Below are 24,612 nucleotides of genomic sequence, written 5' to 3'. Positions count from 1 at the left end.
AACCTCGGTAAATGCCGCTTAATGCTTAATTTTGCACCCTTATAAAACACGCATACTATGTACAACACCCTAAAGCCGGTTTTACAGCAGGAACTTACCGACATTGAGAATGCCGGTTTATACAAAAAAGAACGCATCATTACATCGCCGCAAGGTGCCGATATTACCGTGCAAAGCGGTGCCGAAGTGATCAACTTTTGCGCTAACAACTACCTCGGTTTATCGGGCAATACCAAAGTGATCCAGGCTGCTAAAGATGCTATGGATACCCATGGTTACGGTTTATCCTCAGTACGTTTTATTTGCGGTACGCAGGATATCCACAAAGAGCTTGAAAAAAGGATTGCCGAATTTTTAGGCACTGAAGATACTATACTTTACGCCGCGGCATTTGATGCCAATGGCGGTGTGTTCGAACCATTGTTTAATGACCAGGACGCGATCATTTCTGACGAGTTGAACCATGCCTCGATCATCGATGGTGTACGCCTTTGCAAAGCACAACGTCACCGTTACAAACATGATGACATGGCCGATCTGGAAGAAAAACTAAAAGCTACTCAAGATCTGCGTCACCGCATCATTGTAACCGATGGCGCGTTCAGCATGGACGGTACTATTGCCCAGTTGGATAAGATTTGCGACCTGGCCGATAAATACAATGCTTTGGTGATGATTGACGAGAGCCACTGCTCGGGCTTTATGGGCAAAAGCGGTCGTGGTACTCATGAGCATCATAATGTGATGGGCCGCATTGATATTATTACCGGTACTTTAGGTAAAGCTTTGGGTGGCGCGTCGGGTGGTTTTACATCGGGCCGTAAAGAAATTATTGATATGCTGCGCCAGCGTTCTCGCCCGTACCTGTTCTCGAATACTTTGGCTCCGGCTATTACCGGCGCGTCGATAGCTGTATTAGATATGCTAAGTGAAACCACCGAGCTGCGTGATAAACTGGAAAGCAACACCCAATACTTCCGCCAAAAAATGACAGAAGCTGGTTTTGATATTAAACCAGGCGTGCATCCTATAGTCCCAGTAATGTTGTATGATGCTAAACTGGCCCAGGAGTTTGCCGCTAAAATGCTGGACGAAGGTATTTATGTGATAGGTTTTTACTACCCGGTAGTACCACAGGGCAAAGCGAGGATCAGGGTACAGATCTCGGCAGCACATGATCAGCACCATTTGGATAAAGCTATTGCGGCGTTTACCAAGGTTGGTAAGGGGTTAGGAGTATTGAAATAAGGTAAATTGTCTTATTTTTGTATATTGACGATTAAAAGTTATGGCAAAGCTAATTTTAGATATTGAGCCGGATGTTTTAAAACAGGCAGAACTTTATGCTGATGAAACGCATACTAATCTGTCTAAATTAATTGAACGTTACTTAAAAAAGGTTACAACCAGTACCGCTGTTGTTGAAGAGCCCAAGGCAAATACAAAAACTATAGAAATAGCTGATTGGGTTAAAAAACTCACATTGTCAAAAACACCTACTCCGGACTTCGATTGCAAAGCAGAGTATCACAAGCATCTTGATGAAAAATATGGCTTATGAAATTAGCCTTTATTGATTCAGATGTTCTTCTTGATGTTATTTTGAACAGACCGGCTTTTTATAGCGCATCTGCACAAATACTGTCGTTACCTGTAAGTGGTGGATATAATTTTTGTACAGCAGTACATACCTTAATTAATGTTCACTACTTTACAAAGAAACATTTAGGTTCGGAAGCTGCTATAGGAGCAATAAAATTGCTATCAAAACAATTACAGGTGTTAGGTGAAGATGCTAAAACTATTGACGATGCAATAGCTTCGGACTTTAAAGATTTTGAAGATGCCGTTCAATACTTTGCTGCTAAAAATGCCGGGGTAGACTTGATCATCACCCGAAATATAAAAGACTATAAAAATTCAACAATACCGGTTTTAACAGCCGAACAATTTTTAAATACATTATAATGCAAGCTCAGATAGACCAATATACCGCCGAGATCAATGCTTTTTCGCCGGCCAATGCCGATGAACTGGAAGCGTTCCGTATTAAATTTTTAGGCACCAAGGGTATTATTAAAGACCTTTTTGAGCAGTTTAAAACCGTTGGCCCCGAAGAGAAACGTACCTTTGGCAAAGTACTTAACGAGTTTAAACAACTTGCCGACGCTAAATACAATGAGCTAAAAGAAAACATCGCCACCAGCACGCAAAGCAAAGGCAATGATCTTGACCTTACTTTACCTGGTGATGGTTTCGCGGTAGGTTCACGCCATCCGTTATCATTAGTCCGTAACGAGATCATCGATATTTTTAAACGTTTAGGTTTCGTTGTTGCCGAAGGCCCGGAAATTGAAGACGATTGGCACAACTTCTCGGCTCTGAACTTCCCTGATGAGCACCCGGCGCGTGATATGCAGGATACCTTCTTTATTAAAAAGAATAATGGTAAGGATGATATCGCACTACGTACTCATACCTCATCGGTACAGGTAAGGATGATGGAGCATGGCAAACCACCGTTCCGCGCTATTATGCCAGGCAGGGTTTACCGTAACGAGGCTATTTCGGCCCGTGCGCATTGCTTTTTTCACCAGGTGGAGGGTTTGTATGTTGATGAGAATGTATCGTTCTCCGATCTGAAACAAACGCTTTACCACTTTGTACAGGAGCTTTATGGCGAAGGTACCAAAGTAAGGTTCCGTCCGTCGTACTTCCCGTTCACCGAGCCATCGGCCGAGATGGATATTTCATGTACCATTTGTGGCGGTCCGGGTTGTAATATGTGTAAATATACCGGCTGGGTTGAAATTTTAGGCTGCGGCATGGTTGACCCTAACGTTTTAGAAAACTGCGGTATCGACAGTAAAAAATATACCGGCTTTGCCTTTGGTATGGGTATGGAACGTATAGCCAACCTTAAATACGTGATCCGCGACTTACGCCTGTTCTCTGAAAATGACGTTCGTTTCTTAAAACAGTTCCAAACCGAAATGTTATGAGGCAACTCACACTAATACTATTGGTAGCTATCAGTTGCTTTTCGTGCGGAAAAGCAACTGATAATGTACCAAGTATCCCGGTAAACTACCAGGCCGCCTTAGGTACGCCTGCCCTATCGCCGCTTAATGTTGCCGGCGGAACAGTTGTAATTAATGGCTATGGAGTAGCAGGATTGATCATCTACCGTAAAATAAACGGCACTTATGCTGCATACGACAGGTGCAGCAGCTATCAACCCGAAAAAAAATGCGCCTGTACCCCCGATGGTACCGGCTTTACAGTTACCGACCCATGCAGCGGCTCGAAATTTAGTCTGGAAGATGGCACACCGGTTAAAGCGCCGGCAACAAAAGCTTTAAGAAGCTACAGGGTATCAGTAACCCAGTTTGAAATTCAAGTGACTAATTAATTAATGGAAGCCGATAAAATTAAAGATAGTATTAAACGTGCGGCACAGGAGCTTTTCCGCAAATTCGGGTACCATAAAACCAGTGTAAACGAAATTGCCAAGAAAGCCAAAATTGCCAAGGCTACCATCTATAAATATTTCGACAGTAAAGAGGCCGTACTGCACGTACTGCTAATGGACTACATTAAAGCCAGTGTTGACGACCTGGTAGAAAGCAATACCCCCGATATTGATGAGGAAGCCTACCTTAACGGTCTCATCATGAAAACCTGCCGCCTCTCCTACACCATCTGTAACGAGTTTATCGGCTGGGATTTTATCCGCGAATCTGCCAACTCGCAGGATTTTTTAAAGAATCTTTCTAATGAGCTGGAGGAACTACTCATGGCTTCATTTATCCAACTGCCCGGTATCCGTAAGCACGAAACCTACCAGCAACGTTTGCGCTTCTTGATCAAGTGCAGTAAAAGCATCGTGTTCAGCTTTGCCTTTACTTCGGTGAGTGATTCAGATGTGAGGAAAAATTTTGTTTCTTTTCAGAAAGAGATTTTGCCTTATTTGGTGAAGGCGGCTATTTCGGTTTAATTTTCAGAGAGCGATAAAACTAAAAAATAATGGTTCCTCATTATTTACTTTGAAATACAAAGTACTTTATTTTATATTTGTCGGGGCTTAACATGAATAAGCCTTTCTTTTTGAATAACAACTTTGAAATACAAAGTACTTTACAAATAAAAAAACATGATAACAGAAGAAACACCTAAACACTCATTTCTCATCTGGCTCAAGGAGTCGGCAACTTTCAAATTAATTTTTATTGGCATACTGGTTTTATTGCTTCTTATCCCCTCTTCCTTGATCCATGAGTTGATCACCGAGCGGTCGCAACGCCAGGAAGAAGTGATCAGGGAGGTATCTGATAGCTGGTCGGCCAAACAGGTTATTAAAGGGCCGGTATTGGTGATACCTTATAAAAAGCAGTTTAAATTAACGGATACTACCACCCGCACAACCAGCGGCAACATTTATGTTTTACCCGAAAGCCTGAATATAAAAGCAGGGCTAACAACCCAAATACTTCACCGCGGTATTTTTGACGTAGCTGTGTACAATACGCATATAAAGGTAAACGGAGGTTTTGGCCACCTCAACTTCGAAAACCTCGGTATTACCCCCGATCAGCTATTATTAAACCAGGCACGCCTTGAGTTTGGAGTAGGCGACTTAAAAGGTTTGAAAAGCGACCCGGTAATAAAAACAACGGCGGGCGAAAAACTTTCGGTGAATCCTGATTTTGACAGCGAATTACTTTTTACCAACGGCCTGCAGGCTAAACTTAACTTATCTACCGGCTTACCAGACCAACTCCCTTTTGCATACGACTTAGATTTGAAAGGCAGTGAAGACCTGTATTTTTTACAATTGGGTAAATCAACTACCGTTGAGGCAGAAGGTAATTGGGCAAATCCAAGTTTTGAAGGCAGCAACCTCCCCGACGAACGCAAAGTTGATAGCAGCGGTTTTAAAGCCGGCTGGCACCTGCTAAATTACAACAGGCAGCTACCGCAACAATGGATTGGCGATGGATCAAAACACAGCAATAAACTTGAATCAAACTCATTCGGGGTAAAGCTTCGGCTTCCGGTTGATCAGTATCAGAAAACTATGCGTACAAGCAAATATGCTGTTTTGATCATTCTGCTTACATTCATCTCGCTGTTTTTAACCGAGGTTATTCGCAAACAGGCTATACATGTGTTCAATTACATACTTATTGGCACTGCAATGGTGATATACTATACCTTGTTATTATCCTTTTCGGAGCAGGTTGGTTATAACGCTGCATATCTCATTGCCTCGATATCAACCATCGCGCTAATTTCTGTATTTATCTCTTCGCTGTTAAAAAATGGAAAAGCGGCATTGCTATTTGCATTTATACTTACGGTGTTTTATACGTTCATTTTTGTTATCATTCAGTTAGAAGATCTTGCCTTAATGGTAGGTAGCATCGCGCTGTTTATGATCATAGCCATTCTGATGTATTTTTCCCGGAAAATTAATTGGGATAAACAATAAAACTAAAAATGGGAGGCTTTTCCGCCTCCCATTTTAAACCTTATACCAATTTGGTTTTTAGTTTAAAAATTACTATGTTAGCATAGTAATTTTTATTATTATGAGCCGCGAACTAACTGATTTTTCTGAATTGATAGATGAACAATTTGAGATAGAAGGCATTGAGGTTGAAGAAGATGCGATTGCTTATTTCCTGAGCTTCTTTGATTAAGCTGTCTATGTTTGTACTATGCATACAGCATTCGTTATTGCCAGCTAACAAAAAGCCTTGATTCAATATAACTAACATTGGCCGCTCATTTGCCGCGGAGGCTGTTCCTTTTGTCTTGACACAAAAGGAACCAAAAAGTCAAGACAGAAAAAAGCTTCAGCCCGCAAGGCCATACGCCTGGCCCGCTTTTCTGTCTGGCCACCGCTCAAATTTCCTTGGCAGGCAGTATCCTCCATTCAGCTTTTTCTTTTTCCTTTCGCCTTTTTCCTTTCGCCTTTTTCCTTTCGCCTTTTTCCTTTCGCCTTTTTCCTTTCACCTTTAACCTTTCGCCTTTAACCTTTCGCCTTTAACCTTTCGCCTTTAACCTTTCGCCTTTAACCTTTCGCCTTTAACCTTTCGCCTTTTTCCTTTCACCTTTAACCTTTCGCCTTTAACCTTTCGCCTTTAACCTTTTCCCTTTCACCACCTCCTCCTCAATTTTCAGGATTAAATAAATAGGGTTAACTTTGCAGCCTGATGAGTAAAGCGAATAAACCCAAGTTTTTTGAGAACGTACAGATCATTGATATTGCAGAAGAAGGCAAAGGTGTAGGCAAAGCCGACGATTTTGTACTTTTTGTTGATAAAGCCGTTCCCGGCGATATTGCCGATATACAGGTATATCGCAGCAAAAAAAACTTTGGCGAAGGCAAAATAACCGAGCTAAAAACACCTTCCGAATACCGTACACAGGCTTTCTGCGAACACTTCGGCACCTGCGGCGGCTGCAAATGGCAGCACATGACGTATGAGGCCCAGCTTAAATTCAAACAAAAATCTGTTTCGGATGCGCTAAGCCGTTTAGCTAAGATCAACGTGGATGGCATGATGCCTATCGTCCCTTCTCCGGCCGACAGGTATTACCGCAACAAACTGGAGTTCACCTTCTCCAACAAACGCTGGCTTTACGATGGCGAAAACAAAGAGGATGGCGAACTGAACATGAACGCCCTCGGCTTTCACATTCCAGGCCGTTTTGATAAAATATTGGATGTAAACCACTGCTACCTGCAGGCCGAACCATCTAATAGTTTACGTAACGAGATCCGTGATTTCACCTTACAAAACGGTTATACCTATTATGATCTGCGTAACCACGAAGGCATGCTGCGCAACCTTGTAGTGCGTACCTCATCAACCGGCGAGAATATGGTGATCGTTGTTTTTGCTTATGCCGAACAAAGCGAGATCGATAAGCTGATGAGCCACATCGATGCCAAATTTCCGCAGATCACTTCATTACTTTACATCGTTAACCATAAAAAAAACGATACTATATTTGATCAGGATGTGGTGGCTTTTAAAGGCCCCGAATACATTCACGAAGAGATGAACGGCATCAAATTCCGCATCGGACCAAAATCGTTCTATCAAACTAACTCAGTACAGGCATTGCGTTTGTACGAGATAACCCGCGATTTTGCCGATTTTAAAGGCGATGAACTGGTTTATGATCTTTATACCGGTGCCGGTACCATAGCCAACTTTGTGGCCGGCCACGTGCGCGAGGTTGTGGGTGTAGAATATGTGCCAACCGCCATTGAGGATGCCAAAGTAAACTCGGCCATCAACAATATCACCAATACCAAATTCTACGCAGGTGATATGAAGGATGTACTGGTAGCCGATTTCGTAGCAGAACACGGAAAACCAGACGTGATCATTACCGATCCACCACGCGCAGGCATGCACCCGGATGTGGTAGCCCGCCTAATGGAGATTGAAGCCCCTAAAATTGTTTACGTAAGCTGCAACGCTGCCACCCAGGCCCGCGACCTGCTGGTACTAAGGGAAAAATACGACACGGTAAAAATTCAACCGGTAGATATGTTCCCGCACACCCAACACGTGGAGAATGTGGTGTTGCTTGTGCTCAGAGATTAGAGGTTGGAGGTTAGAGATTAGTTGTTTTTAGCTTGTGGTTTATGGATCATAGTTCATCGCCGGAAGTCTAATCAGCGAAATCAACGTAATCAAAAGCATCAACGGTCAAGAATCGGTGTAATCATAAAATAATCGGTGTAATCCCCAAAAATATGAATCCAGAAGAACTACTTAACGAAAGCAACGAACGCAACAAACCAGCGGCAGATAGTCCGCTGATAAGTTTGGAGCGCGATTTGAAATATTTTAGCGAATCTATCAAAGAGGTAGCGGAAGAGATCATGAACGAAGGTTTGTCCTCCTACCCCATATTCGTTGCCCACCAGCATGAACTTAGCCTTGGCGAGCTTATTTTAGATAAGAACGACCTTAACTCCGAATGGAGCATCCACGCCTCCACCCTCGAAGAGTTTGTGGAACGCGATGTGATCAAACCTGTATTGAAAGAGCGCTTTGTAAAAAGCTTTAAAGACCCGTACCAATACATGTGCGTGTTTGTGGTTGTGCCCGAGGGAGCGAACTTTGTATATTTTCCGTACGTAAAGTAACGCGTTGTAAAGTTTGAATATTGTAAGGTTGAAATGTTAGGCTTTAAGCTTATCTGCGACTTGCATATTCAAAAATTAAAAATCAACTTTACAGCATTGTAACGTTACAACCTTACAACAAATACCATGTCTGATAAAAAACTCCTCATACTAAATAAGCAACAAATTCAGCAAAAGCTGGACAGGATGGCCTACCAAATCCTTGAAGATAATTTTGATGAGGATGAGATATTGATTGCCGGTATCCTACCACGCGGTAATCACATTGCTGAGCGGTTAAAAGCTATACTTGATAATATAGCCCCCTTTAAAAGCCGCCTGCTTACCATCGAACTGGAAAAGCAAAGCAGCAGCTTAAGTGCCAATATCGATTTTGAGGTTGAAGAATGCAGCAACAAGGTGGTGATCCTGGTTGATGATGTATTGAACAGCGGTAAAACTTTAGCCTATGGTTTCGGTGTTTTCCTGGATGTTCCGCTAAAAAAACTACGCACCGCGGTCCTGATCGACCGTAATCATAAAAGCTTCCCTGTAACTACCGATTTTGCAGGCATGGCCTTATCAACTGTTATTAAAGAGCATGTTGATGTATTGCTTGAGGAAGAGGATGAACAGGAAGATGGGGTTTATTTGAGGTAAAATGAAACGTCTCTCCATTTACTTATTTGCTATCGCATTACTAACTTCATGCGATCACAGTAAAGACGAGGAAAAAATAATTGCAGCCTTTCAGCCAGCTTTTAGCAATTTAAAAAATATCGGCACCCGTTTCACAGGCAGCGGAGATACGTTCTGCAGCACAGGTATTTATCTTAACGATGACTCCACATTTACCTTTGAAGGGGGATGTGAAGGGCGTTCCTTTGTTTCTATTGGAAAATGGCAGCTATTGGGAGACAGTGTAAAACTAATCCCTCACCCCAAAAACAAAGTCAATTTATCTTATAATATTAAACTCAGCAAATGGAATGAGAATCCATTTGCTATTTTTATCATCGTAGATAAGACAAATAAACCCATTGAAAACTTTGCAATACAACCATTTAATAGCAAAAGGCTTTACAATTATACCGAACAAGGACTAAGGCTTAACACCCAGGTCAGTAAAGATTTTGATGGGCCTGAAATCTATAAAACTGATACCGCCGGGACCATTAAACTTTACAAGCAAAAAACCGATAGTCTTAATTTCCCTAAATTGGGCTTACTAAGCAACAAGCCTATCAGTATCAGTACAAATTACTTACCGGATACAATTCAAATCATGATAAATGTGAACCGTACAATTTTTTTTTACGACGAAGTCCGTTACATTAAAAACGCAGAAAAGTTCGCGGATCATAAAATTGCTTTAACACAGTTCAAAAGATTAAAAAACAAACAGCATTAACCACTAACTCCCAACGCCTCTTCCAACTTCTCAACCGACATATCAATCCCCTCAACAATATTGCTGGCTTTCAAATAAAAACTTTCGCGTTCGGCCAGCTTACCGGTTATAAACTCAACCAGTTCATCACCCTTTTTTCCTTGTAGTACCGGGCGAACGGTTTTACTGTTTTCAAGTCGTCCTGCTAATGTTTTAGGCGATAGTTTGATATACAGGGTTTTGCCATTGGCATTCATCCAGTCCATGTTATCAAAAAAGCAAGGTAAACCTCCACCTGTTGATACTACAGTATTTTCGGCGTATTCTGTTTCTTTCAGTACCTGCGATTCGAGTTGGCGAAAAGCATCTTCACCGAATGAAGAAAAATATTCGGCTATGCTCATGCCTGCTTTGGCTTCGAGCACATGGTCGAGATCAATAAATTCGTAGCCCCATTTGGCGGCCAGTTTGCGGCTCCAGGTTGTTTTGCCACAGCCCATAAAGCCCACAATAAAGTATTTCATAAAAATTTGTTCAGCTTAATTTTACCCGCGGATCGATCCACACGTAAACAATATCAACCAGGATACTGATCACCACAAATATAAACGCGATAAACAATATCGAGCCCATCACCACCGGAAAATCCGACATTTCGAGCGCGTCTACCGTGGCCTTGCCCAATCCATTGTATCCAAAAATGTATTCTACAAAAAATGAACCGGCCAGTAAAGATGCAAACCAGTTGGCAATGGCGGTGATAACCGGGTTCATGGCGTTTTTTAGGGCGTGTCGATAAATAATAGCCCGGTTACTCAAACCCTTTGCTTTGGCCGTGCGGATATAATCCTGCCCCAAAACATCCAGCATGGCATTGCGCGTAAGCTGTACGATGATAGCCAATGGACGCAAGCCCAAAGTGATAACCGGCAACACAAGGTTTTTTAGCGTGATCACCTCCCCCTTAAAAGGATCATAACTATATAAACTGCCCGACATATTGAGGTGGGTGTAATTACTCAACACAAAGCCAAAAATCCAGGCGATGATGATCCCGGCAAAAAACGAAGGAGCAGAAATACCCAATGTAGAAAAGCTTAAAGCCAGTTTATCTATCCAGGTATCTTTATTTACAGCACTTACTACCCCTAAAAACACACCAATAATAATGGCGAATATCATAGCGGCGGCGGCAAGTATCAATGTATTTGGAATTACCTCCAGCAGCAAAGATGCCACATCCTTACGGGTTTGGTATGAACGCCTTAAATACGGCCATTTTAAAGCCAGTACTTTATGCTCACTAACCGGGAATAGCTTTACATAACCGTAGCGTTGTTGTTCTTCAGCAGTATTTAAATGAATACCTATAGGCGAAAGATCATTTACATAGTAGGCAAACTGCACCGGCACGGGCTTATCCAGGCCAAACTCTTTACGTACAGCCTGTAATGATTGTACATCGGCACGCTGGCCTTGGGTCATGCGGGCAGGATCAACCGGCAAGATGTTGAACAGGAAGAAAACAACAACCACTACCCCCAGCATTACTGCCAGTCCGTACAATAATTTGCGGAGGAGGTAGGGGATCATTTTATTATTTCTGTAAGTACTGCTTTACAATATCATCATACTTAGGCACCGAGTGGTAATGCCATTTGTTTACCACAGTACCATTTTTGATCAATAGCACTCCCGGATTTGAACGCACCATCGATTTTAGCGGCACACCATCGGCATAAAATATTTCGCTGATGAGTTTATGTTCTTTGGCAAAAGCCTGAGCGTCGGCAGCGGAGTTTGAGGTTAGCAGAATAGTACGGATATTATAGTTTTGGGTGAGATTGATTGCCAAAGCGTTAAGCCTGTTAATCGCATCTTTATCCGTCTCGCTCAAATCATAAGCTACAATAAACAGGCTGTAAAAAGGACTTGATAGTAGCTCTTTGGTATAATCATTTCGCTGCGCATCCTGTATGGCCAGGTCACGGATCTTTGGTTCATAACCTTTTTTAACCAATCGGTTTTCAGGATCACCTACCACTTCCCAGTTAGCGTCCTTCCAGATATTGGTTTTCAGGTAGTCTTTATCATTCATCACCTTAGTTTCCCCTGTTTTTTTATTTTTGAGGTGATAGGTAAGCTCAAACTCATCGCGGGGCGCACCGGGTGGGGTACTCATCTCTTCGGGCAGATTAGCGCCTATTTTGTAGGGCAGAAAATCAACTATCGGTGAAAAGTTATAAGTATAAACACCAAAGCCTATGGATACTACCGTGGCAAATATCAGCCATTTATCGCCAACTTTGGCTGCAAACAGCGGTTTGATCTCTTTGCGTTTAACAAACAGTACCAGCACCAACGCAAGCAGTACCATATCCTTGCTGAACGATTGCCATGGCGTAAGCGGGATAGCATCGCCAAAACAGCCGCAGGTTTGCACCACTTTAAAAAATGCCGAATAAAAAGTAAGGAAGCCGAAAAAGATAATGAGTAACAATAATCCCCAGGTAATTTTAACAGCACGTACGCCGATAAGCAGGGCGAAACCCAATATCATTTCGAGCGCGCAAAGCACAATGGCCATGGTAAGCGCCAGGCCGTTGAGGAAAGTGATATGAAAAACCTCAAAATACTCCACCAGTTTATACGAAAAACCCAGCGGGTCATTGGCCTTTATCAGGCCTGAGAATATAAACAACAGGCCCACCAATAGCCGCGGGATCCATATTACGGCACTATTTGAAGATGTATTTTTCATGAGGCCTTATTTTCCCTGATGAACGTTTAGTTTAATGAGTGCGAACACCGCATAGTTCAGCATATCCTGGTAGTTTGCTTTTACGCCTTCGGATGCTTCGGTGAGGCCTTTGTTATCCTCTATCTGCTTTACGCGGAGCAGCTTCATCAATATCAGATCGGTTAGTGAACTGATCCGCATATCGCGCCAGGCCTCGCCGTAATCGTGATTTTTGGCAAACATCAGTTCTTTGGTTTCGTTCACCTTTTCATCAAATAACTGCTCTACATGATCGGGCGCGAGTTCGTTTGATACTTCAGGGCCGCACTCCAGCTGCATCATGGCAATTACGCAATAGTTTACAATGCCGATGTATTCGCCGGTGATATCATCGCCTACTTTGGATACCTTTTTTTCTTCGAGGGTGCGGATGCGTTGGGCCTTGATAAAGATCTGGTCGGTGATGGATTGCGGGCGGAGGATGCGCCATGCGGTGCCGTAATCGCGGGTCTTTTTCATGAAAAGACCTTTACATACATTAATTACGCCTTCGTATTCTGCAGCTGTGTTAGTCAAAGGATGATGTGTTTTGTTTGTTGTAACGTTGTAAAGTTTAAATGTTGGAAGGTTTTGAAGCCTGCGCCTGTAAAGTTAGTTAACTTTGCCGTATTATAACTTTGCAACACTTAACTAACCGTGGCTAAAAATACATTTTTCGGTAAAAAAGTTACACTGAACGTGGGTGGCCGGTTGATCGACCTGTCGGCCCCCAAAGTGATGGGCATCATCAATACCACCCCCGATTCCTTCTTTGCAGATAGCCGGAAACAAGGCGTTGATGAAGCCCTGCAACAGGCAGAAAAAATGCTTGCCGATGGAGCTGCATTCCTGGATCTCGGTGCTTATTCATCCCGCCCCGGAGCTGTTGATATATCTGCCCAGGAAGAAACAGACCGTTTATTACCTGTTGTTGAGGCTATTGCTAAGGCATTTCCGGAAGCTATTATGTCGATAGATACTTTTCGTGCCGGTGTGGCCGAAGCCGCTATTAAAAGCGGCGCGCACATCATTAATGATATTGGCGGCGGCACGCTTGATGATGAAATGTTTGCTACCGTTGCCCGCTTGCAGGTACCTTACATTTTAATGCACATGAAGGGTACGCCGCAAACTATGACCCAACTGGCACAATATGATGATGTGTTTAATGAAGTATTTAATGATTTAGCAGCCAAATACCAACAGTTAAAACGCCTTGGCGTGCATGATGTAATTATTGACCCTGGTTTTGGCTTCGCCAAAACTGCCGAGCAAAGCTATGCGCTTTTAAACAAAGTGGACGAGTTTAAGATGCTTGATTTGCCGGTGCTTACGGGTGTTTCGCGTAAAAGAATGATCTATGGGGTATTGGGGAGTACCGCCGCTGAAGCTTTGAATGGCACTACGGTTTTGAATACTATTGCTTTAACTAAGGGTACGGATATTTTGCGGGTGCATGATGTTAAAGAGGCTGTAGAAGCGGTGAAAATTTGGGAGGCGGTTAACCGGTAACCAGGTCCTAAAATAATCCTACATCACCTTCTATACGCTGCCTGTAAATATTTATTCTTTGGAAAGCGCGATTAAAAAACTGTTTCCTGTCGCGCAAGCTACCCGTATTTAGCGGCATAGAGTGTTTAAGTTGCTGATTGAAAAACAACTCGGTATTGGCACACGTTGCATCGTCGTACGTGATAAAATAGCCAAGCAAATTATAGGGTACAAACAAAGCTTTTTGTTTAGCCGAAACCACCAGCACATTATTATTCAATACCAGTAATTCGTTATAATAAAGATGATAGCTACCATTATTTACTGCGCTTTTATCTTCTATTAATTTCAAAACGGTTTCCAACTCGTTCAGTAAGGTTAAAGCATTTTCTATATTCAACAAACCTGCCCGGTAGTAATAATAAATTTGTTGCAGGCCGCTGTTAACGGTAGTATCGTTCCATATTTCATGTGCTTCAAAATGGCTATACATATCCCGCAGTGCTTTTCCGTATTCATGAATGGGGCCTTGAACGTCAAACTGCTCGAAGCTAACCGAAGCTACATTGCCGGATAACAAGCCCAACCATACGTATTGCTTAAACTTACTGAGTAAACTATCATCAATGGTGTAAAACAAGGGAATATCCTTTGCCGAATAATAGATCTTCGCTGCGCCGTCATTTTTCAAAGTATTGAGGATCCCGATGGATTGTTTCAGATAATCAACAAAATCTCCCGCCGAACGAATCTCTTTGGTCTTCTCTGCCAATACCCGGTTTCCCGGCATAAAAAGCTGATCGGGGCTTAGGCTATAATGCTGGCAAATGATAATGGCCTCTTCTAATAAAAGCTTTGTTTTTCCGGTGATGCGCCTGTGCGCGGCATCATAGCTGATATTCAATACACCCGCCAGTTCGGTAAGCAATGATTTGCTTTGCATCCGGGCCTTCACCTGGTTTAACAATATTGTTTGGCTATCCATGTTTGTGAATTTCGCAAAAAATATTCTTAAATGCATCTATAAAACGCAATCACATTTCGGCTATCCGCAATAATTTGGAGCATGAAAAAAATGCCCTATCTATTGATCCTTTTCCGGCTGCTTTTGGGGCCCTTTATGATACTGATAACCTATCACAATGGCGAAGCTGCAAGGCTGCTTTTAGCCGTCTTGCTTTTGCTCGGCATACTTTCTGATATTTTTGACGGTATCATAGCAAGGCACCTGAAGGTGTCTAACGCTGTTTTAAGGCGAATGGACAGCCAAACCGATGTTGTTTTCTGGCTTTGCGCTGCCTGGTGCGCATGGTTGCTTAATCCGGCCATTATTACGGCCAATCGGTATGCCATCGTAGTTTTATTTATAATGGAAGGATTAACTTATGTATTGAGCATTGCAAAATTCGGTAAGGAAACCTGTACCCACGCTTTATTAAGCAAGCTTTGGGGGCTGGCACTTTTTGCAGCTTTTACATCACTTATAGGTTTTGGATATGGAGGCTTGCCTTTGATGTTGGCTATCGTTATTGGCATCATCTCACATATTGATGTTTACCTTATCATTATGCTATTGCCACAATGGACACATGATGTACCGAGTGCGTGGCATGCCTGGCAAATACGGCAGGGTAAGGAAATTAAGCGGACTAAATTGTTTAATGGTTAAGTTTGGGTGGTTAAGTTATAAACTTAACCTGTTATTCCCACGGGTTACGCTATCGCTAAACCCGCGGTAGATTAGGGCATTTGTTTCCTGATTCTTAATTCTTACAGTCCTGATTCTGAACGCCCACCAACTCCATCATCTTCAATATCCCATCCACATACTCCCTGTCATTAGCCAACCTCGGCACTTTATGCTGCCCGCCCAACTTCCCTTTCTCCCGCATCCAGTTAAAAAAAGTACCATCCGGCGCGCGGCGAACTATCGGCCTGCGCAGGGCCATATCTTTAAAACGCTTGGCATCATAATCAGAATTTATGCGGCGCAGGGTTTCATCCAGCAAATCAACGAAACGTTCAAACTCGGCAGGGCGCTTTTCAAACTCGATGATCCATTCATGGGCACCGCAATCATCGCCGTTAAAATAAACGGGAGCAGCCGTGTATTCCCTAATCACAGCACCTGTTTGCTGGCAGGCCTCATCTAAAGCTCGTTCGGCATTATCAATGATCACCTCCTCGCCAAAAGCGTTGATAAAATGTTTGGTGCGACCTGTAATCTGGATCCGGAACGGATCGAGCGACGAAAACCTGATGGTATCCCCTATCATATAGCGCCACAAACCAGCATTGGTAGAGATAATAAGAGCGTAGTTTTTATTCAGCTCCACTTCATCAAGGGTGAGGGTTTTAGGGTGCTCATCGTGCAGATGCTCTAACGGTAAAAACTCGTAAAAAATACCATAGTCCAGCATCAATAGCATCTCACCCGGCTCTTTGGTATCCTGTATTCCGAAGAAACCTTCCGAAGCGTTATAGTTTTCGAGGTAATACATATCCTCGTTAGGGATCAGCTTTTTAAACTGCTCACGGTATGGGGTAAAGTTAACCGCGCCGTGAAAATACATCTCCAGGTTAGGCCAAACTTCCAGCAGGTTGTTTTTGCCGGTTATCTCCAAAATACGTTTAAACAGCACCAAATTCCAGGTAGGCACACCGCTGATGCTGGTTACGTTTACATCCTTGGTAGCATGAGCTATTTTTTCAATCTTTTCCTCAAAGTTTTCCAGCAGGGCAATATCCAAATGCGGCGTACGGTGAAACTCGGCCCACATGGGCAGGTTTTTCATGATCACCGCCGATAAATCGCCAAAAGAAGTATCCGGACTTAGCTGACTGATCTGGTGACTCCCCCCCAATGTCAATATCTTACCCGTAAACATACGGGCGTTGGGTTGGTTATTAAAGTAGATGGTAAGCAGATCTTTACCACCCTTAAAATGGCATTCCTCCAGTGCCTCTTCACTAACGGGGATAAACTTGCTCCTATCATTGGTAGTCCCCGATGATTTGGCAAACCAACGGATCTCCGACGGCCAAAGCACATTCTTTTCACCCTTCAACATCCGCTCGATGTAGGGCTTCAGCGTATCATAATTTTGTATCGGCACCCGTTCCTTAAACTGGCTCAGGTTTTCAATACTTTTATAGTGATATTTTTTGCCCCACTCGGTGTTTTCAGCAACCGATACCAGTTGCTCAAACCATTCTTCCTGCACTTCATTCGGGTATTTCATAAAAAGCTCTATCTGGTGGATACGCTTTTTCATGAACCAGGTAAATACGGAGTTAAAGAGGGTCATATATTGGTTTATTGAGGAAAAACTTTTCGTTTAAGCACAAAGTTTGCCCCAAGATACACTTTCCTCACCATTTCATTCTCAGCCAATACCTCAGGCACGCCCGATTCTAATATTTTACCTTCAAAAAGCAGGTAGGCCCTATCAGTGATCGAAAGGGTTTCCTGCACGTTGTGGTCGGTTATTAAGATGCCGATGTTGCGGGTACGCAGCTTGGCTACCATCGCCTGGATCTCTTCTACCGCTATCGGGTCAACACCCGCGAAAGGCTCATCCAGCAAGATGAAATTAGGTTCGGCAGCTAATGCCCTTGCAATTTCGGTACGGCGGCGTTCGCCGCCCGATAGCAGGTCGCCCCTATTCCGGCGTACTTTGTGTAAGCTGAACTCGTCAATCAGTTCTTCCAGTTTATCTTTCTGCTGATCTTTTGACATATTGCCCATTTCCAGTACAGCCTTGATATTATCCTCAACCGAAAGTTTTCTGAATACCGAAGCTTCCTGAGCCAAATAGCCGATACCTTTTTGAGCACGGCGGTACATCGGATCCTGGGTGATGTTATCATCATCCAAATGAATAACGCCTTCGTTTGGCTTAATCAAACCCACAATCATATAAAACGAAGTGGTTTTCCCGGCGCCATTCGGGCCAAGCAAACCAACAATTTCCCCTTGCGCTACGTCAAACGATACGTCGTTTACTACGGTGCGCTGTTTGTATTTTTTTACTAAATTATCTGCTCTTAGTATCATGCTGTTGTCTGAACCATGATTTATGGGATTCATGGATTACCCTGATATATTACCGTTGATTTTTTTGATTTCGTTGATTTCGCTGATTATAACTCCGGCTATGAACCATGATTTATCAAGCTTGAACCAACCCAACTAATCTCTAATCTCCAACCTCTAATCACTAAACCGTATTCCCTTCACATTTAACTGTATCGTTCTACGCTCGCGCCAAACATTTTCTTCTATCGAGTAGCACATTTCAAAGGGCGCTCCTGATCGTAATTGTTCAATGTACTGCCCATGATTAAACGCAATACAATCAAACGCCGCCGAACCTTCCTGTATCACACTCATTTTTATGTGCGAGCCGCCTACCAGGCCTGCGTTACCACTAACATACACATTTTTACTAATGAAAACAGGGGCCATATTTTCCGGGCCGAAGGGCGCAAACTGGTTCAGGATCCTGAAAAATTTGGCTTCTATCTGGCTTAAACGTAATTCGGCGTCAATTTGTATTTGTTGTATTAATTGTTCGGGTTTTATGGTGGTGCTTACCACTTCTTCAAACCGGTTGATGAACGCCTCAAGGTTTTCGGGATGCATGGTTAAACCTGCTGCATACTTGTGGCCACCGAATTGAATTAGCAGGTCTTTACAGCCGCAAAGCGCCTCGTACAGGTCGTATCCCAATACAGAACGCGCCGAACCTGCTACATGCCCGTTTGAGCGTGTAAGTACAATGGTTGGGCGGTAATATTTTTCGGTAAGCCGCGATGCTACAATACCGATAACACCTTTATGCCAGTTTTCATTGAACAATACGGTCGATTTACGGGCCACCAGCACGGCATCATTGTCTATCATGCTTAGCGCTTCATCCGTAATGTTCACATCATGTCCTTTGCGCTCGGTGTTATGCACATTAATCAGGGCGCTTTGCTCTTTGGCCACGTCTTTATCGGTTGCTATTAATAGCGCAACGGCATGTTTTGCATCATCTATCCTACCTGCGGCATTAATGCGCGGGCCGAGCAGGAACACCACATCCGATATGGTATACGGTCCTGTTCTGCCTGCAATTTCCATCAAAGCTTTAACGCCTGTACACGGATCAGTATTTATTTTATTTAAACCGAAATGCGCCAACACACGGTTTTCGCCGGTAATGTGTACAATATCGCAGGAGATACTGATCACCACCAAATCGAGGTAGCAATTCACCTCTTCTTCCGGAATATCATTCTTTATTGCATAAGCCTGGATAAGTTTAAAGCCGATACCGCAGCCCGAAAGTTCTTTATAAGGATATTCGCAATCCTCACGCTTGGGGTCAAGCACCGCCACCGCGTTGGGGATTGTTGCACCCGGCAAGTGGTGATCGCAGATAATAAAGTCGATACCCTTTTCATTAGCGTAATCAATTTTATCAACGGATTTGATACCGCAATCCAATGCGATGATCAAATCGACACCCGTTTCTGCTGCATAATCTATGCCCTGGGTTGAGATACCATAGCCTTCCTTGTAACGATCAGGGATATAGTAGTCAATATTATCATAAAGCTTTTTGAAAAAGCTATAGGTAAGCGCTACGGCTGTGGTACCATCCACATCATAGTCACCATAAATCATGATCTTTTCGCCGCCGGCAATAGCCTGCTCAATGCGGATGATGGCCTTTTCCATATCCTTCATTAAAAAAGGATCGTGTAGGTGCCGGTGATCCGGCCTAAAGAAGTAGCGGGCATCTTCAAAAGTGGTGATACCGCGCTGTACCAGCAGGCTGCTTAAAACGGTATCGATATTGAGTTCGGCGGCTAATTTTATTACATCATCATGGTTTATATTATCTCTTAGCGCCCAACGTTTATTCATATCTTTGCAGCTTTAAACAGTAAATATACTATGCCCTGTTAAAGGGGCAAAGTTACATCCAAAATCTGACAGATAGTTTACTATGGAATTTTTTGCTTTAGGCGAAGGCTCTTACTCGGTTGATGCTTCAAAAAAGTTTATCCCGTTCAACCCCGAAACCGATAACCCGAAAGATCGCCCTGCCTCGTTATTCATCCACGTTAACCCTTTTTTAATCAAAACCAAAACGGATCTGATAGTTTTAGATACCGGTTTAGGCTTTAAGGATACGCGCGACGAACTGATGCTGCATCAAAATATCCGTAACGCCGGTTTTGATCCGGATGATGTAACGCTGGTATTAATGTCGCACCTGCACTATGATCATTCGGGCGGCCTGGTGGTTGAACGTGGTGGCAAACTGGTGCCCAGCTTTCCGCAAGCCGAACACGTGATTAACAAACAGGAATGGGAATTTGGCATCAGCGGCAAGGGCTCATCTTACCATGTAGAGATATTTGAAGCTTTACAGGCCAGCGCCAAAATTACTTTTATTGAAGGTAACGGCGAGTTTAAACCGGGCATCAGGTATGAGCATTCGGGTGGTCACTGCCCGGCGCACCAGGTATTTTGGTTTGATTTGGAAGGCGAAAAAGTATTTTTTGGGGGAGATGAACTGCCCGAGCCTGAACAACTATTGCGGAAATTTATCGCCAAATATGATATGGACGGCCGCAAGGCGATGATGCTGCGCGAAGAATATGGTAAAAAAGCCGCTTCCGAAGGTTGGAAATGCCTTTTTTACCATTCTAAATCATTTGCTATTGGTACTGTTGAAACCGAGGGAGATCACTTTAAAGTGAAGCCTGTTTAAACTTCTTTAGCTACGTCAAAAAGCTCTTTTATTTTTTCAACGTTAAGTGGTTTCGAGATAAAATCTTTTACCAGCGGGTAAGAGCGTGCCTTATTGATATCGTTGCTGAAAACAGAAGATGAAATAATGTAGATCTTGCTTTTGCCCAACGGATCGAGGTTTAAGCGTTTATACTCATCTAAAAACTCCCATCCGTTCATGATGGGCATGTTAATGTCCAGCAAAATATAGTCCGGCAGTTTCTCAGGATCTTTCCGCTGGATATCTGATAGCTGTTCGATAGCGTATTTACCATTTAAACAAGCCATGATCTCCGTGTTCAATAAAGCCTTCTTTATCAGTTTAATAGAGATAAAGTTATTGATCTCATCATCATCAACCAGTAATACACTTATGGCTTTGTTGTTAATTGTCATGTTTATAATTCTAAGCGCGTATTCGTTATACGAGAGTACAGTTTAAAAAGTTATATTCCCATTAGTTGTATTATAACGAAAATTTACTTTTGTACGTATGTGGCTAAATAACCTTATAACGCGGTATTTTATTTTAAAAAGAAAAGTAAATAAAGTTTTACGAACCCAAAATTTCACAAAAAAACTAACCGTTGATACGGTAGTTTAAAAACTATAGTCGTGCTCAACCTTACAAATGCGTACCTTGTAACTTTCATACCATTTTTCGCGACCTTGCTGCTGGGCAAATAAATGACGGGCATTGGCCTTCCAGTTCTTAATGGCATCTAAAGTTGCCCAGTATGATACAGTAATGCCCACATCATTACGTGCGGATTCAACACCTAAAAAGCCCGGTTGCTGCCTCGCAAGCTTGTCCATCTCCGCAGCCATTTCACCATAGCCCTCATCACCCGGTGTACGCACCGAGGTAAATATTACAGCATAGTAAGGTGGATGTGGTGTTGGGGCGGTCAGCCTTGCTAAATCTACACTAAGATGAGAAGCTTCCGGATTATTGTCGATGTTATCCATTGTAATAATATTGATATAAAAATAAAAAACCCTCCGGTTTTAAGGGAGGGTTTATGTTAAAGCCTATTCAATCACGCTTTCTTCAAACTCGTACTCTTCCAGCGGAGGGCATGAGCAGATCAGCGTACGGTCGCCATAAGTGTCGTTGACCCTGCCTACCGATGGCCAGAATTTGTTGGCCGCTACGTAAGGCAGCGGGAACGCCGCTTTTTGGCGGGTATATGGATGCTCCCACTCGTTGCCGGTAATTACGGCTACGGTGTGTGGTGCATTTTTTAATGGGTTATCTGTTTTATCAGAAATACCGTCCATCACATCGGCAATTTCATGGCGGATGGCGATCATGGCATCGCAGAAACGGTCAAGCTCGTGCTTAGGCTCCGATTCGGTTGGCTCAACCATTACAGTACCTGCAACCGGGAATGATACGGTTGGCGCATGGAAACCATAATCCATCAAACGTTTAGCAATATCAGTAACCTCGATACCTGCCGATTTAAATGAGCGGCAATCTAAAATCATCTCATGCGCGCAACGGCCGTTAGCACCGGTATACAACACAGGGTAGTGTTCTTTAAGCCTTGCTTTAATATAGTTGGCGTTCAGGATGGCGTAACGGGTAGCGTTGGTTAATCCTTCGGCACCCATCATAGCGATGTATGCGTGAGAGATGATCAGGATAGAAGCCGAACCCCAAGGCGCAGCCGAAACCGCGTGGATTGATTTACCCCTGTCAATATCTACCACAGCATGACCAGGCAGGTAAGGAACCAAGTGTTTAGCAACACCGATCGGGCCCATGCCCGGGCCACCTCCACCGTGAGGGATACAGAATGTTTTATGCAAATTCAAGTGGCAAACATCGGCACCTATATTGGCCGGGCTGGTTAAACCTACCTGGGCGTTCATGTTGGCACCATCCATATAAACCTGGCCTCCATTCTCGTGAATGATCTCGCAGATCTCGATGATGCTTTCTTCAAACACACCGTGGGTTGATGGGTAAGTAACCATCAAACATGAAAGCTCATTTTTATATTGCTCGGCTTTGGCGCGCATATCGGCAACATCAATGTTACCGTTATCGTCGCACTTAACCACAACTATCTTCATACCGGCCATAGCTGCAGATGCAGGGTTGGTACCGTGTGCTGATGATGGGATCAAAGCGATATTACGGTGAGCATCGCCCCTATCCAAATGATAAGCACGGATTACCATTAAACCAGCATACTCACCTTGCGCGCCAGCATTTGGCTGTAAGCTCATGGCCGCAAAGCCGGTGATCTCGCTTAACCAGTTATTGATCTCGTCAAACAGTTGCATATAGCCGCCAACCTGGTCGGTTGGGGCAAATGGGTGGATTTTGCTGAACTCGGCCCAGGTAACAGGTACCATCTCGGTGGTAGCGTTCAGTTTCATGGTACATGAACCTAAAGCAATCATCGAGTGGCAAAGCGAAAGGTCTTTTGCCTCTAACGATTTGATGTAACGCAGCATTTCATGTTCAGACCTGTGGGTGTTGAACAAGCTGTGCGTTAAGTAAGCCGAGGTACGTTGCAATTCGGCAGGGATAACGGTTTCGATGTTGGCGTTAAGTCCGTCAAAGTCAACATCGTTAATCGTTTTACCTTTTACCTTAGCAAAAAAACGAACAATGGTTTTAATATCCTCAACCGAAGTGGTTTCGTCAATACTGATAGTAACTACCGAACCTTCGTAGTTCAGGTTCATTTCGTTATTCAAAGCTTCAGAATGGATAGGGCCTATAAGGTTGCCTACGTCAAACTTAACGGTATCAAAATAAGCTTTATTCAGTTGCTCGTAACCTAACTGGCCTAAAGTTTTAGCCGTTAACACTGCCAAACCGTGAATACGCTCAGCGATCAATTTAATGCCATCCGGACCATGGTAAACAGCATACATACCGGCCATAATAGCCAGTAATGCCTGCGCGGTACAGATATTTGAAGTTGCTTTATCCCTGCGGATATGTTGCTCGCGGGTTTGCAATGCCATACGCAAAGCGTAGTTACCGGCACTATCAATAGTTACACCGATTATACGGCCAGGGATTGAACGTTTGTACTCTTCTTTAGTAGCGAAGAAAGCGGCATGCGGGCCACCAAAGCCCATCGGTACGCCAAAACGTTGTGATGAACCTACTACAATGTCGGCACCCCACTCGCCCGGAGGCGTTAACAGGGCAAGGCTCATGATATCGGCAACAACGGTTAGTTTAATCCCTTTTTCGTGGCCTTTAGCAGCAAAATCGGCATAGTTATAAACCGAGCCATCGCCGGCAGGGTATTGAACAATGGCACCAAACATATCGTCGGTTAATTCAACGGTGCGGTGGTCGCCTATTCTTAGCTCGATGCCGTAAGGCTCGGAGCGGGTTTTTAAAATATCAATAGTTTGCGGGAACACATCTTCAGATACGAAGAACACATTGGCGCTATTGTTTTTACGCAGACTGTACTGCATAAACATAGCCTCGGCAGCGGCGGTACCCTCATCCAGCAATGACGCGTTGGCAATTTCCATACCTGTAAGATCAATGATCATGGTTTGGAAATTTAACAAAGCCTGCAAACGGCCCTGGGCAATCTCGGCCTGGTAAGGGGTGTATTGCGTATACCATCCGGGATTTTCAAGTATATTACGTTGAATAACACCCGGAACGATTACATCATAGTAACCCTTACCGATAAATGATTTGAAAACTTTGTTTTTTGAAGCGGTTTGCTTTAGGGTGTTTAAATAATCAAACTCACTTTTAGCGGCGGGCAGGTTAAGTGGTTTGGTAAGCCTGATCTTTTCGGGCACTGTTTGCCCTATCAGTTCATCGAGTGAATTTACACCGATGGTTTTCAACATTTTGGCCTTATCGGCCTCACTCGGAGCAATGTGTCTCGACTGAAACTGCTCCTGGTAGGTTGTGCTCAACTTCATGAAATAGTCGTCCCTCTTAAATTTAGCGCAAAGGTACGCTTTTACAACATCAGTAACAATTGGGTAATATGATATTGACAGTGTAT

General features: G+C 43.4%; 25 protein-coding genes. 14 read left to right on the top strand and 11 right to left on the bottom strand.

What is annotated here, in order from left to right; all coding sequences use genetic code 11:
* Positions 1–57 precede the first annotated feature (57 nt).
* The 11 genes from kbl (at position 58) to HYN43_RS29790 (ending at position 9,563) form a co-directional block, all read left to right on the top strand.
* Complete coding sequence (gene kbl, locus HYN43_RS29840) at positions 58–1,248, top strand: glycine C-acetyltransferase (protein WP_119407457.1); 1,191 nt, start codon at positions 58–60, stop codon at positions 1,246–1,248.
* A gap of 40 nt (positions 1,249–1,288) precedes the next feature.
* Positions 1,289–1,561 carry a DUF6364 family protein gene (locus tag HYN43_RS29835; protein ID WP_119407456.1) on the top strand — a complete coding sequence of 91 codons (273 nt, stop codon included), beginning with the start codon at positions 1,289–1,291 and terminating at the stop codon, positions 1,559–1,561.
* On the top strand, positions 1,558–1,968 hold the full coding sequence (locus tag HYN43_RS29830; protein WP_119407455.1) for a PIN domain-containing protein: 411 nt from the start codon (positions 1,558–1,560) through the stop codon (positions 1,966–1,968). The genes HYN43_RS29835 and HYN43_RS29830 overlap by 4 nt, the downstream gene beginning before the upstream one ends.
* Complete coding sequence (pheS, locus tag HYN43_RS29825; protein WP_205589848.1) at positions 1,968–3,002, top strand: phenylalanine--tRNA ligase subunit alpha; 1,035 nt, start codon at positions 1,968–1,970, stop codon at positions 3,000–3,002. The genes HYN43_RS29830 and pheS overlap by 1 nt, the downstream gene beginning before the upstream one ends.
* On the top strand, positions 2,999–3,412 hold the full coding sequence (locus tag HYN43_RS29820; RefSeq protein ID WP_119407453.1) for a Rieske (2Fe-2S) protein: 414 nt from the start codon (positions 2,999–3,001) through the stop codon (positions 3,410–3,412). Before pheS ends, HYN43_RS29820 begins: the two co-directional genes overlap by 4 nt.
* 3 nt (positions 3,413–3,415) lie before the next feature.
* Positions 3,416–3,997, top strand: coding sequence for a TetR/AcrR family transcriptional regulator (locus HYN43_RS29815; RefSeq protein ID WP_119407452.1), 582 nt, complete (start codon positions 3,416–3,418; stop codon positions 3,995–3,997).
* Positions 3,998–4,153: 156 nt separating this feature from the next.
* On the top strand, positions 4,154–5,491 hold the full coding sequence (gene creD / locus HYN43_RS29810; protein ID WP_119407451.1) for a cell envelope integrity protein CreD: 1,338 nt from the start codon (positions 4,154–4,156) through the stop codon (positions 5,489–5,491).
* A 727-nt stretch (positions 5,492–6,218) separates the two neighbouring features.
* Positions 6,219–7,625, top strand: coding sequence for a 23S rRNA (uracil(1939)-C(5))-methyltransferase RlmD (gene rlmD / locus HYN43_RS29805; RefSeq protein WP_119407450.1), 1,407 nt, complete (start codon positions 6,219–6,221; stop codon positions 7,623–7,625).
* 152 nt (positions 7,626–7,777) lie between these two features.
* Positions 7,778–8,173 (top strand): hypothetical protein, encoded by a 396-nt coding sequence (locus HYN43_RS29800; RefSeq protein WP_119407449.1) that lies wholly within the window; start codon positions 7,778–7,780, stop codon positions 8,171–8,173.
* 126 nt (positions 8,174–8,299) lie between these two features.
* Positions 8,300–8,812 (top strand): phosphoribosyltransferase family protein, encoded by a 513-nt coding sequence (locus HYN43_RS29795; protein ID WP_119407448.1) that lies wholly within the window; start codon positions 8,300–8,302, stop codon positions 8,810–8,812.
* A 1-nt stretch (position 8,813) separates the two neighbouring features.
* Entirely contained in the window at positions 8,814–9,563 is a 750-nt protein-coding gene (locus HYN43_RS29790; protein WP_119407447.1) for a hypothetical protein, read from the top strand.
* On the opposite strand, the gene HYN43_RS29785 is transcribed toward HYN43_RS29790, so the two are convergent.
* Genes HYN43_RS29785 through HYN43_RS29770 form a run of 4 tightly spaced genes read right to left on the bottom strand, consistent with a single transcriptional unit; the run spans position 9,560 to position 12,801 of the window.
* Positions 9,560–10,066 (bottom strand): shikimate kinase, encoded by a 507-nt coding sequence (locus HYN43_RS29785; RefSeq protein WP_119407446.1) that lies wholly within the window; start codon positions 10,064–10,066, stop codon positions 9,560–9,562. The genes HYN43_RS29790 and HYN43_RS29785 overlap by 4 nt on opposite strands.
* Before the next feature lie 10 nt (positions 10,067–10,076).
* Positions 10,077–11,135 (bottom strand): ABC transporter permease, encoded by a 1,059-nt coding sequence (locus tag HYN43_RS29780; protein WP_119407445.1) that lies wholly within the window; start codon positions 11,133–11,135, stop codon positions 10,077–10,079.
* Positions 11,136–11,139: 4 nt separating this feature from the next.
* Positions 11,140–12,303, bottom strand: coding sequence for a BT_3928 family protein (locus tag HYN43_RS29775; RefSeq protein WP_119407444.1), 1,164 nt, complete (start codon positions 12,301–12,303; stop codon positions 11,140–11,142).
* Positions 12,304–12,309: 6 nt separating this feature from the next.
* Positions 12,310–12,801 (bottom strand): DUF1599 domain-containing protein, encoded by a 492-nt coding sequence (locus HYN43_RS29770; protein ID WP_119409188.1) that lies wholly within the window; start codon positions 12,799–12,801, stop codon positions 12,310–12,312.
* A gap of 177 nt (positions 12,802–12,978) precedes the next feature.
* Between HYN43_RS29770 and folP the strand changes: the two genes are divergently transcribed.
* Entirely contained in the window at positions 12,979–13,833 is an 855-nt protein-coding gene (gene folP, locus HYN43_RS29765; RefSeq protein ID WP_245447091.1) for a dihydropteroate synthase, read from the top strand.
* Between the two features lie 7 nt (positions 13,834–13,840).
* On the opposite strand, the gene HYN43_RS29760 is transcribed toward folP, so the two are convergent.
* The gene (locus tag HYN43_RS29760) at positions 13,841–14,797 is read right to left on the bottom strand and encodes a hypothetical protein (RefSeq protein WP_119407443.1); all 957 of its coding nucleotides are present in this window, start codon (positions 14,795–14,797) and stop codon (positions 13,841–13,843) included.
* A gap of 90 nt (positions 14,798–14,887) precedes the next feature.
* On the opposite strand from HYN43_RS29760, the gene HYN43_RS29755 reads away from it, so the two are divergent.
* Positions 14,888–15,481: a CDP-alcohol phosphatidyltransferase family protein gene (locus HYN43_RS29755; protein WP_205589846.1), complete on the top strand. Its 594-nt coding sequence runs from the start codon at positions 14,888–14,890 to the stop codon at positions 15,479–15,481.
* Positions 15,482–15,575: 94 nt separating this feature from the next.
* On the opposite strand, the gene HYN43_RS29750 is transcribed toward HYN43_RS29755, so the two are convergent.
* From HYN43_RS29750 to recJ, 3 genes are all read right to left on the bottom strand, one after another.
* The gene (locus tag HYN43_RS29750; protein WP_119407441.1) at positions 15,576–17,120 is read right to left on the bottom strand and encodes a GH3 auxin-responsive promoter family protein; all 1,545 of its coding nucleotides are present in this window, start codon (positions 17,118–17,120) and stop codon (positions 15,576–15,578) included.
* An 8-nt stretch (positions 17,121–17,128) separates the two neighbouring features.
* Complete coding sequence (lptB, locus tag HYN43_RS29745) at positions 17,129–17,869, bottom strand: LPS export ABC transporter ATP-binding protein (protein WP_119409186.1); 741 nt, start codon at positions 17,867–17,869, stop codon at positions 17,129–17,131.
* Positions 17,870–18,025: 156 nt separating this feature from the next.
* Entirely contained in the window at positions 18,026–19,729 is a 1,704-nt protein-coding gene (recJ, locus tag HYN43_RS29740) for a single-stranded-DNA-specific exonuclease RecJ (protein WP_119407440.1), read from the bottom strand.
* Between the two features lie 82 nt (positions 19,730–19,811).
* Between recJ and HYN43_RS29735 the strand changes: the two genes are divergently transcribed.
* The gene (locus HYN43_RS29735; RefSeq protein ID WP_119407439.1) at positions 19,812–20,582 is read left to right on the top strand and encodes an MBL fold metallo-hydrolase; all 771 of its coding nucleotides are present in this window, start codon (positions 19,812–19,814) and stop codon (positions 20,580–20,582) included.
* Here the strand turns inward: HYN43_RS29735 and HYN43_RS29730 are convergent.
* The 3 genes from HYN43_RS29730 to gcvP all read right to left on the bottom strand — a co-directional run bounded on the left by HYN43_RS29730 (position 20,579) and on the right by gcvP (position 24,526).
* Positions 20,579–20,998, bottom strand: a complete 420-nt coding sequence (locus HYN43_RS29730) for a response regulator (protein WP_119407438.1) — start codon at positions 20,996–20,998, stop codon at positions 20,579–20,581. The genes HYN43_RS29735 and HYN43_RS29730 overlap by 4 nt on opposite strands.
* Before the next feature lie 204 nt (positions 20,999–21,202).
* Positions 21,203–21,571 carry an antibiotic biosynthesis monooxygenase family protein gene (locus HYN43_RS29725; RefSeq protein ID WP_119407437.1) on the bottom strand — a complete coding sequence of 123 codons (369 nt, stop codon included), beginning with the start codon at positions 21,569–21,571 and terminating at the stop codon, positions 21,203–21,205.
* A 63-nt stretch (positions 21,572–21,634) separates the two neighbouring features.
* Entirely contained in the window at positions 21,635–24,526 is a 2,892-nt protein-coding gene (gene gcvP, locus HYN43_RS29720; protein WP_119407436.1) for an aminomethyl-transferring glycine dehydrogenase, read from the bottom strand.
* Positions 24,527–24,612: the final 86 nt, after the last annotated feature.

The organism is Mucilaginibacter celer (assembly GCF_003576455.2).
Classification (GTDB): domain Bacteria; phylum Bacteroidota; class Bacteroidia; order Sphingobacteriales; family Sphingobacteriaceae; genus Mucilaginibacter; species Mucilaginibacter celer.
Note: the sequence above shows the minus strand (reverse complement) of the source record. Positions and strands in the feature narration are given on the sequence as shown.